5 protein-coding genes are annotated in these 5,553 nt (G+C 33.5%); 3 read left to right on the top strand and 2 right to left on the bottom strand.

Translation table 11 applies throughout. From position 1 onward, the window contains the following. Positions 1–42: 42 nt before the first annotated feature. Together ACFX4L_RS24860 and ACFX4L_RS24855 are read right to left on the bottom strand one after the other, a co-directional pair. Positions 43–225: a hypothetical protein gene (locus ACFX4L_RS24860; protein ID WP_377406603.1), complete on the bottom strand. Its 183-nt coding sequence runs from the start codon at positions 223–225 to the stop codon at positions 43–45. Between the two features lie 120 nt (positions 226–345). Continuing rightward, the gene (locus ACFX4L_RS24855) at positions 346–915 is read right to left on the bottom strand and encodes a recombinase family protein (RefSeq protein WP_377406604.1); all 570 of its coding nucleotides are present in this window, start codon (positions 913–915) and stop codon (positions 346–348) included. A 463-nt stretch (positions 916–1,378) separates the two neighbouring features. Here ACFX4L_RS24855 and ACFX4L_RS24850 point away from each other — a divergent pair, with 463 nt between their 5' ends. From ACFX4L_RS24850 to ACFX4L_RS24840, 3 genes are all read left to right on the top strand, one after another. After that, positions 1,379–2,227 (top strand): COG4705 family protein, encoded by an 849-nt coding sequence (locus ACFX4L_RS24850; RefSeq protein ID WP_377406601.1) that lies wholly within the window; start codon positions 1,379–1,381, stop codon positions 2,225–2,227. Between the two features lie 1,048 nt (positions 2,228–3,275). Then, on the top strand, positions 3,276–3,488 hold the full coding sequence (locus ACFX4L_RS24845; RefSeq protein ID WP_377406599.1) for a twin-arginine translocase subunit TatC: 213 nt from the start codon (positions 3,276–3,278) through the stop codon (positions 3,486–3,488). 418 nt (positions 3,489–3,906) lie between these two features. Continuing rightward, positions 3,907–4,887, top strand: a complete 981-nt coding sequence (locus tag ACFX4L_RS24840; protein WP_377406597.1) for an LCP family protein — start codon at positions 3,907–3,909, stop codon at positions 4,885–4,887. Positions 4,888–5,553 lie beyond the last annotated feature (666 nt).

The following is a 5,553-nucleotide window of genomic DNA, read 5'->3' as shown; positions in this document are numbered from 1 at the left end:
CATATTGCCCCTCCTAAACACCCTTTAGCTTAAAAATCCGTTTTATTTCTCAATATCTAAATCATCATCAAGAAAAGCTTTTTTATCTTCTTTAATTCCATACTTCTTTTCAAGAAATTGACCAATTATTGAACTGTTTATTCCTTTCCTTACTGCTGTTTCGATAACTATATATAGAATAAATAACCCAACAAGATAAAAAACAATAGCTATGATAACCTTCACCAAAAATCCTCCAAATAAATAATCAATTATTTCCTTTATTTTACCATAAAACCCACAATTTTTATTAAAGTAACCTGCCCCTATAGTTCCATAAAGAAAAGAGCCGCCACAGCAACCCCATTACCTTTTAGCATATAACGTGGAACGTGGAACTCCTGTGGCTTTTACTATGTCATTTACACTCATTCCGTTTGTTTCACGTTCATTATAAAGCTTAATAGCTCGTTTTAAAGTCTTTTCATCTTGTCCTGGTCTTCCCATATGTTTCCCTTGCCTTTTTGCTCTCTCCCGACCTTCTGTAGTTCTTTCTACAATAAGATCACGTTCAAATTGTGCGAAAGAACCTAAAATATTAAAAAGGAGTGTTTGTAAGCTATTTCCTTCGTTTGAACCATCAAACTTCATATCCTCTTTCACAAATCTAACTTTAACCCCTTTTTCAGCCAGCCCTTGAACTATTTTATTTAAGTCCATAATAGAACGAGCTAAACGATCTATTTTTGTTACCACTAATGTATCTCCTTCTCGCGCAAATTCCATAGCTTCATAAAGTTGAGTTCTTTGTTTGGTACTTGTTCCAGTTACTTTCTCAACAAAAAGCTTTTTGCACCCTTCATTTGCCAATATTTCTTTTTGCGTTTCTAAATCCTGGCCAGTAGTTGAAACTCTTGCATAACCAATTAACAATATGTATCACCCTTTATCTAAAAGTCTTAAATGTTTTATACATAAAATTATAGACTAACTTTTAGACATAAAACAAGAATAAATAACCAAAAAAATGTCAATTTGACCGATAATTTGCACTTATTTCAAGTGTTATTTTGCACCCATTAAGAAACCCAGCTATCTTCACATGAGAAGATTAGCTGGGTTCCTTAAGATTACATCCAATCATTAACTGCTTATTGTTCAGTAATCGCGCACGATTTTGGAAGATCTTTATCTTGTCTTGTTGAAGAGAAGCACCCGAGTGTTTGAGTAGATTACTTCACAAACATAATATTAATATTTAATCTTTTTACCAGATTTTCTCTCTGTTATATACATTCTTTTCTGCCCACATTCTTTTTTAAGCCTTTTTTCATCTTTTTTTCATCTTATTTTAATTATTGTAATTTAAAATAAAAATGGAAAGGGGAATGCAATTTAAATGTCAACTACAAAAAAAATCGTGAATTCGTCAATTAACAAGATTCCTCAATTGACACTCCTATTCTGGATTATGAAGATTGCCGCCACAACGTTAGGAGAAACAGGCAGCGATTTAGTTACTGTACCCGGAACAGAAGATAATTACCTAATCCCATTACTGTTTTTCGTTGGTGTTTTTGCTATCTTTTTGACCATTCAATTGGTTGTTAAGAAATATGTTCCTCCTGTTTATTGGACTGTTATTTTATCAACAAGTCTTGCGGGAACAGCATTTTCTGACTTTATGGACCGTTCATTGGGACTAGGATATATGAAAGGTTCACTGTTATTAGTAAGTGTGCTGGCTATTATTTTTTTATTTTGGTATATCACTGAGCCAACATTAAACGTAAAGAGTATTGCAACAAAACGCGTTGAAGTTCTATATTGGATAGCCATTCTAGTTTCTAATACACTAGGAACAGCAGCAGGAGATTTTTTATCGCACAAAGCTTCAGGAGTAGGAACGTTAGCAGGTGGTGGTAATTATCTGGAACAAGGTTTAGGACTTACAATTGCTCAAGGCTCTATGGTCACAGGCGGGTTAATATTAATAGTTCTTTTAGCGTATTGGTTTACAAAAATAAATAGAGTGTTTTTATTCTGGTTAGCATTCGTGTTGACTCGTCCTTTCGGAGCAACATTCGGCGATTATTTGATTAAACCTCACGAAAAAGGCGGTCTAGGTTTAGAAAATGGTACAGAAATCGCTTCCGCTATTTTACTTGCCATTCTTGTTATCTGCATCATTATTCAGTTTGCAATAAGTAAATCGAAAATAGATGAATCTAATCACCAAGTGAATTAAAACTTAAAAACATAAAGGACAATCTAAAGAGTCCTTAAAAAGCGCGGAAAGTAAATAAGAAATATTTCTTTCCGTGCTCTTTTTTTTGTTCCACAATCGGGCCAGATTTTCCGAATTGATCAAGTGGTATATATAACGAAGTTAATGACATTCCGGAGTTAGTTTAGAAGGTTAGACCTAAATTTTGATTTACCTTTATAAACAAAAAAGCCCCTCTCGATTATGAGAAGGGCATTTTAAGTTGGAAAAGTACTTCTGTGGAGTAGCTGGTAATATTATTATCTTCCAATTAAATACATTTTATACCAATTAATAAATAAAACCTCTCTATAAAAGAGAGCTTAACACTAAACCCCATTTCTTTGTAAATTGTTTGAATACATTGTGGAATAATAAAAGGAAAGATATTTTTTATCCGCAATCGGGGCGATTGTGGAGCAACATTAGAAAATGATCAATCTTTTTTATAAAAAACCAAACTTAAACCTATTGGATAAGAATCCATTTTGATCAATCTTTTCAAAATGGATTCATTTTATTTATCTTACTGCCTACATGAAAATAGTTATCGGAAGTCGCTTTATTGGTAAGAGACAAATATGGGTTTCCGAGGTATTAGATCAGACTTTATTTCAAAGCGACACTCTTTGCTATTTGATCCCAATCACTAAATGATCACGGGCTGCTTCGACTACTTCTGTGGTAATCGTTCTTAATTGATTAATTTCCATAATTCATTCAATTTGACTAAATAAACGCTGAATTAATCGGAAATTTCGATATTAAAAAGCCCAATTTCTCAGCATTAAAATTGAGTGGTCTTTTTTCGTTACTCGGTGTCCTACCACGTCGAGACCCCGAATAAGAGATTTTTTTACTGTGTCCATTATTCGGGGTATAGTTCATGAATCCGGTTTCTCACCAAAAACCATTTACAGGGTAGAGAGGGGAAACAACAACATTACAATGGACACTTATGTTACGCTTTTTAAGCTATTAGATGTTGATTTAAATGGGGTCCCGGTAGCAATTACAGGAACGCTTCCAGTTGCAGCCTGGCAAATTTGGTGGTTGTAAGACCTGCTTTAAAGCCACACGAAAGAAAAGCAGCTGTATCCTATATTCCGGGGTATTTATTCTTTTTATTTGCGGATTGGCATTTGGCTACTTCTTCATATTTCCAAACATCTTGAGTTTTCTTATCAATCTAGGCAGCGACTTAATGACAATATCCTTCACAGCAGATAAAATTTCATTTTAGTGATTATTGCTTGTATGATCTCTCCGCCTGAATTTATTTCTCATATTTCGGTAGCTGTCCCATTGATTAATTATATATGAAATAAGCGTTTTCCTATCTAAGATCGTTTATAAAAGAAAACAAAAAGGTATGAAATTTACAAATACAAAGGAATTAACAAATGATTAAAGCTTATTATGAATTACCTCAATCCTTGTAATACGGTTAAGTAAGTAGTGAAATATACTCGATAATCGTGCCGCCAGCTATCATGGTGAGGATTTACCAAGGGGTAAAGCCTGCCCTAACTACAGTTGAACATTCATAACCCTTTTGGAGATACACCAATTTTGTGAAATGGTAATTACTTTTTTATAAATCTTTAGCAACATTTGATAGAATAAATTCGTGGATCTATTTATAAAAAGAAAGAAATTTTTTGGAAGAAGTGGTGGTGTTTAAGTTGGAACGATCAAAACGTAAGAAACACAGGTTTAGATGGAGAAGGGCCTTTTTTATACTATTTGTATTTATTTTTTTAATAGGCGGAACATACAGTATTATTCAATATAAACAGGGACTATCTGCAGCTAGTGATGGAAAGTATAAGAACGATGGAACAACCTTTGAACAGTTTAATGGTAATCTCCCCGATAATGGTCAAATAAATGTTCTTTTATTAGGCAGTGACTCCCGAGGTGAAAAGAATGCCCGAACAGATTCTATTTTAATTGCTCATTATGACCAAAATACAAAACAACCTAAGCTTGTATCAATTATGAGGGATATGTATGTAGAAATACCTGGTCATGGCAAACAAAAAATTAATGCTGCCTATGCATTTGGAGGACCAGAGTTACTAAGAGAAACAATTAAACAAAATTTTAATGTTGATATTAATTACTATGCAGTGGTTGATTTTAATGGTTTTTCTAAAATAGTAGATACAATAGCTCCAGATGGTATCAAAGTAAATATTTCTCATGAAATGTCTTCCGGAATTGGGATGACACTTCACCCAGGAGAACAAACACTACATGGAAAAGAATTACTAGGTTACGTTCGTTTTCGTCATGATCAATTGAGTGATTTTGGTCGGGTTGAGAGACAACAAGAAGTATTATCGAAGTTAAAAGACCAAGCAACTAATATTAAAAGTGTGCTTAAATTACCTAAATTACTTGGTTTATTCGACTCCTATATTGATACAAATGTAGATACAAAGACTAACTTAATTCTCGGCAAAGATTTTATAACTGGACAAGCTAAAAATGTACAAACACTCAGAATTCCTTTAGATAACACATTTGAGAATCAGCGTTATGATGATGTCGGAGAAGTTCTAAATATTGATTTAGATAAGAACAAAGAGGAATTACAGAAATTTTTAAAAGATGATAATGAAAGTAGAAAGAAATAAGAGATGAGTGTTAATTGACGTAAATCACCGTAAAGGTGATTTCAAACCGTAGACAAACTCCTTTTCAAAACATCGTTTCGAAAAGGAGTTTTCTTATTTTAATTCACCTCTTAGGCTGACATAGATTCTTTCATGTGGTGTCCTACCACATGCCCATCTTCTTACTCGTTTTTATCGTTTTGGGGTAACTCGTTATTGTTAGCTTGATGGCTATGTGGCGGTACCCCTGAATTAGAGGATAAAATAGAGTTAATTGAGGCTCAATTAACTAGCCAAAAGAAAGAAAAAAAGGGGTTTCTATCAAAGGTTTTTGGATGAACTAGGCCAAGATGAATCCCTTACCATTAATAGGGAACCCAAAATCCTCACAACTGGTTACAGACGCTAAAAAAACCATCTGTAACCGAAGGACATTAAAGGATATCTATAGTTCAATTTTAATGTACGATAATGTATATTTTGTTTCATTACTGAAAATAGGGAAAGCCCTTATGTACCAAAGGTTTAATAAGCACTTATAATCTGCTGTAGGAATCAATCTATTCGATGAAAATTGAATCACTCTAACAAAAAAGACGGCCAAGTAATATGAACTATACCCCGGATAACGGACACACATAAAAAAGTGTCCCTTATGGGGCTGTTGACAATCTAAAAGGATTTTTG

Origin of the sequence: Peribacillus sp. YIM B13482 (assembly GCF_042787975.1) — a bacterium.
Classification (GTDB): domain Bacteria; phylum Bacillota; class Bacilli; order Bacillales; family DSM-1321; genus Peribacillus; species Peribacillus simplex_A.
This window is presented reverse-complemented; position numbering and strand designations above follow the sequence as displayed.